The organism is Clostridia bacterium, assembly GCA_035561135.1.
Classification (GTDB): Bacteria; Acidobacteriota; Terriglobia; order Terriglobales; family Acidobacteriaceae; genus DATMYA01.
On the sequence record DATMYA010000088.1, the window covers coordinates 1 to 4468 of the forward strand.

At 60.1% G+C, this 4468-nt stretch carries 6 protein-coding genes; all 6 read left to right on the plus strand.

The window, feature by feature from the left end:
• The coding region (locus tag VN622_17730; protein HWR37706.1) for an amidohydrolase family protein at positions 1 to 861 on the plus strand (861 nt) is incomplete at its 5' end.
• A gap of 8 nt (positions 862 to 869) precedes the next feature.
• Positions 870 to 1613, plus strand: coding sequence for a DUF1080 domain-containing protein (locus tag VN622_17735; protein HWR37707.1), 744 nt, complete (start codon positions 870 to 872; stop codon positions 1611 to 1613).
• Positions 1610 to 1777: a hypothetical protein gene (locus tag VN622_17740; protein HWR37708.1), complete on the plus strand. Its 168-nt coding sequence runs from the start codon at positions 1610 to 1612 to the stop codon at positions 1775 to 1777. Before VN622_17735 ends, VN622_17740 begins: the two co-directional genes overlap by 4 nt.
• Positions 1761 to 3086, plus strand: a complete 1326-nt coding sequence (locus VN622_17745) for an amidase (GenBank protein ID HWR37709.1) — start codon at positions 1761 to 1763, stop codon at positions 3084 to 3086. The genes VN622_17740 and VN622_17745 overlap by 17 nt, the downstream gene beginning before the upstream one ends.
• Before the next feature lie 63 nt (positions 3087 to 3149).
• Complete coding sequence (locus VN622_17750; protein HWR37710.1) at positions 3150 to 3395, plus strand: hypothetical protein; 246 nt, start codon at positions 3150 to 3152, stop codon at positions 3393 to 3395.
• Positions 3396 to 3626: 231 nt separating this feature from the next.
• Positions 3627 to 4400 carry a hypothetical protein gene (locus VN622_17755; protein ID HWR37711.1) on the plus strand — a complete coding sequence of 258 codons (774 nt, stop codon included), beginning with the start codon at positions 3627 to 3629 and terminating at the stop codon, positions 4398 to 4400.
• Positions 4401 to 4468: the final 68 nt, after the last annotated feature.

The window sequence follows — 4468 nt, forward strand, 5'->3', positions numbered from 1 at the left end:
AAGTATTACCCCGATTCCACCGTCGAATACACAATCGAGATGATGGACCGCGGCGGCATTGATAAAGCGTTCCTGATCAGCTACAACGCCGAGGACGTGTCGTCTGAGATGCGCGGGCGCGGCCAGAATCCGGTGGAACTGACGGAGGTGGCCAACAAGCAGTATCAATTCAATTCATGGAAGGCGCACAAGGACCGATTCTGGTGGTTCCCGGACCATATCTATCCGCTCCGTGAAGGCTATCTCGAGACACTCGAACAGGACCTTCGCAAGGGCGCGTCCGGAATAAAGATGCTGCCGATCTTTCATGGGCTGCTTCCGGACCACAAGAGCTGGATCCCGGTATACGAGATGTGCCGCAAGCACAAAAAGCCGATCATCCTGGACCTCTCGTGGTGGTATTTCGGGCGTTATCCGATTTTCAATGAAAGCCGCGACCGCCAGAACATGGCCGCTGCTTTCAAGACCTTCGCCGATTACGCGAAGCTGATCACGCCACTGTTCCAGCAGTTCAAGGGAGTGCCCTGGTCCCTCGCGCACTGCGGCACTGCGAAGGTGAAAGAGGACTACCGATACATTTTTGACACCATCGCAAGCAATCCGAATGTGTCGTGCGACGTGGCTGCCGTGATGGAGTTCAGCCCCGCGTTCATTCAGGAACTGGTGAAAGCGGTGGGTTCAAAGAAGGTGATGTACGGCACCGATACCCCATACTGGTTCAAGGGCCCGGACAGCTATCGCACCGGATCGCGGCGCTGGAGCATCATTTCGGAAGAGTGCCCGGCGCTGAGCGACGCCGACAAACAAGCCATTCTGGCCGGCAACGCAGAGCGTTTTGCCCGAAACGAAGTGCCCGCTTGAGGTCCACTATGGTATTCCGTCTGGTGGGATTGCTTTGCTGCGCGCTGGCCGCCGCCGGCGAGGAGGGTTGGACCCCGCTGTTCAACGGACGCGACCTGAGCGGCTGGTACACCTTTCTTCCCTCCACGGGGAAGAACAACGACCCCAAGCGGGTGTTCAAAGTCGCGAACGGGATGATCCACATCCTCGACGTGCCGGTGACCTCCGAGAAGCAGGAGTTCGGCTACATGGCCACGGAGCGTGAGTACTCCAACTGCCGTATCCGACTCCAGTACAAATGGGGGACGAAACGTTTTGCTCCGCGCGCGACGGAAAAGCGCGACAGCGGCATTCTGTATTTCTTTGTCGGCCCTGACAAGGTTTGGCCGCGCTCGGTGGAGTGCCAGATCCAGGAAGGCGATACGGGCGATTTCTGGCTGGTGGACGGCACCGCCGTGACCACCACCGTTGGCGTCCCGGAAAACCCGACGTACGCGGAGAAAGGCGTGCCTCACACGCAGAAGAACGGTCGCATTATCAAGAGCGCGGAATACGAGTACCCGGGCGACTGGAACACCGTGGAGGTCGTTCTCGATGGGGACCACGTGACTCACATCGTCAACGGCAAGGTGAACAACCGCGGCTGGAAATTCCTTCAGCCGGACCCTGCCGGCTCGGGCGAGATGGTTCCCTTGAATAAGGGCCGTCTCCTGTTGCAAGCGGAGGGTGCGGAGGTATTCTATCGCCGGGTGGAAATGAGACCGCTGCCTTGAAGATAGACGATTGGAAGAACGAGTTGCTGCGATTTGCGCAGGGCGAAGACGATTCGCCACTCGCCCGCGAGGAACGGGAACGCGTGGCCGCCGCACTGGCCGTCATCGATGAGGCGACCCTCGACGCGATGACAGAACCGTGTTGCCATGATAACCGAGGCTAAGGGCGAGCCTTGCCTGCTCACCATAGTCGAAGCCGCAGAACGCATCCGCGCCGGGAACCTCACCGCGGTGGAACTCACGCGTTCGGTGCTGGCCCGGATCGAGAAGCTTGAACCCGACATCCGTGCATGGGCCCGGGTGCAGGGGGACCAGGCGCTTCGCGACGCCACTCGCCTCGATATGCTACTCCGATCGGGGACGTGGATCGGCCAGTTGCATGGAATTCCGGTCGGCATCAAGGACGTCTTCTGGACGGCGGGCATTGAGACTTGCGCGGGTTCCCCTGTCCTCCGTGGTTTCGTGCCGGAGCGGGACTCCGATGCGGTGCGGCGCGTTCGTGAGGCAGGGGCCATAATTCTGGGCAAGACCGAAACCACGGAATTCGCGGCATACGATCCGGCGCCTACGCGCAATCCACACGACCTGCGGCACACGCCCGGGGGTTCCAGCAGCGGTTCGGCAGCGGCGGTGGCGGCGCATATGTGCCTGGGTGCGCTAGGAACCCAGACGGCGGGGTCGATCCTGCGGCCCGCCGCGTATTGCGGGGTGGTCGGCCTGAAGCCAACCTATGGCGTTGTCAGCCGCGAAGGCATCTTCCCGTTGGCATGGTCGCTCGACCATGCCGGGCCGCTGGCCAAGACTGTCGCCGATGCGGCATTGCTGTTCAGCGCTGTTGCGCAGCATCGCCCCCAAAGCGAAGCCGTACCCACCCACAACTGCCGGGTTGGCGTGCCGAACCGGTATTTTACATCGGCGGACGAAGAAACACTTGCGGCGTACGCCGAGGCTGTCAGGACTCTTGGACAGCTCGGCGCGAAGGTCGTCGAAGTGACATTGCCGGATTCATTTGAGGCGGCCGTTGCGGCGGGGACCATTATCCTGCGGGTCGAGGCCGCGGCCTTTCACGCCCGGTGGTTCGACTCCCACAAGCAACAGTACGGTCGAAAACTTCGCTGTCTCATCGAAGCCGGCCGTCGGATTCCGGGGCCATCGTATGTGCGGGCGCAGCAGATCCGTCGCAGGGCCATGGAGCAAATTTCCCGACTGTTCGAGGAGGTTGACGTTCTGGCGACACCGGCCACGCCGAGCGCGGCGCCCTGCGATCTCTCGACGACGGGTGATGCAGCGTTCAACACTCCGTTCTCGGTGCTGGGCGTGCCGGCCATCACCGTCCCGATGCCGCGCCAGAGTGGTCAGATGCCGTTGGGACTGCAACTGTCCGGGCGCTACCATGCCGAAACTACTTTATTCGCGCTTGCGCTCGCTTATGAACAGCACGCCCCCAGGGCGACTGCCGCGGCACGGTTGTAGGGTCCTCGCGGCGGTTCACTCAAACAGATGGTTCACTCAAACAGATAAGGAAAGGAGCAAGTTGTGGCATTTACGACTACGAGGGATCTGATGCTCCCCGCTACGGTGACCGGCTCGTGGCCCCGCCCCCGCTGGTACACCCAAAGTCTATGGGGACGACCGCTGGACACGGCCATGATGGACCCGTGGTTTCGCGAGCAGTTTACTGACGCGCACGCCGTCGTGGTTTCCGACCAGGCGCGCGCCGGTCTCGACATCCTCACGACCGGAGACTATCACTTGGACGAGGATGTCGCCGGGCGTTCCTGACACCACTATCCGCTCCAACGCTGGAAAGGGCTGGAGCACGAGGAACTTCAGACCGAAAGAAGCCGCTCGCCGCTGCTCTCATACCCGGTCGGGACCATGCTCGATTCTATCTATAAGACATGGCGCTGGCCGCGGGTGGTCGGCAAGGTTGAGCACGACCCTAAGAATCCGCTTGAGTACGCGAAGATATGGCGGATCACCCAGCAAGCGGCAGCGGCCGCGGGTCGGCCAGTGAAGTTCGGCACCTGCTCTGCCCAGGTGCTGGCATTCTTCCTGGACAGCTATACCAACGAGTATGGACTGGACGACAAGCAAAAGCTGATTTGGGACATGGCCGAGGCAATGAACAAAGAATTGCGACAGCTTGCTGCTGCCGGGTGCCAGGCGATCCAGATCGAGGAACCCACGCTGCATTTCATGGCCCGCTATAATCCGCAGCAAAAAGAGTTCATCAGCTTTCTGGTTGAGGCATTTAACCGGGAGGTCGAGGGGCTCGATAATGTCGAGATCTGGATCCACACCTGCTGGGGCAACCCCAACATGCAAAAGGTATTCAAGGACGAGTCGTACGCGAACTCGTTGGAGATTTACCTGGAGCGCCTCAAGGGTGACGTGTGGACGATCGAAGCTACGGAGAACGATCTCAAAGAGCTACCGCTGTTCAAGCAATACAAGAATTCACTAAGGAAGAAAATTGCCGTCGGCGTGGTCAGCCACCGCACGCTGCAGGCCGACTTCCCGGATGTTATAGCCGAGCGTATCCGGCGCTGCCTAAATTTCATCCCGGCTGACAAACTCGTACTTTCGACCGACTGCGGGTTCGGACGGCAGGGCTTCAACCGTCATTTGGCCTTCTTTAAAACGGTAGGAATCCCGATGGCCCGCAATATTGTTCTGAAAGAACTCGGATTTGAACCGCGCTATGTACCGGCAGCCGATGAGAGACTGGCCTGGGATCAGCTCCCGGACTACGAGCCGCTCACTCACTTCAAATTCTTGCGATAAATCAGTTGGCCCGGCCGCAGAATTCTGTATGATCAGGCCTGTTCGGCGGCCACCCGCGGTTTACGTAG

Coding starts and splice junctions, on each gene's coding strand:
- VN622_17735 (HWR37707.1), top strand. CDS start 870: ATGGTATTCCGTCTGGTGGGATTGCTTTGCTGCGCGCTGGCCGCCGCC.
- VN622_17745 (HWR37709.1), top strand. CDS start 1,761: ATGATAACCGAGGCTAAGGGCGAGCCTTGCCTGCTCACCATAGTCGAA.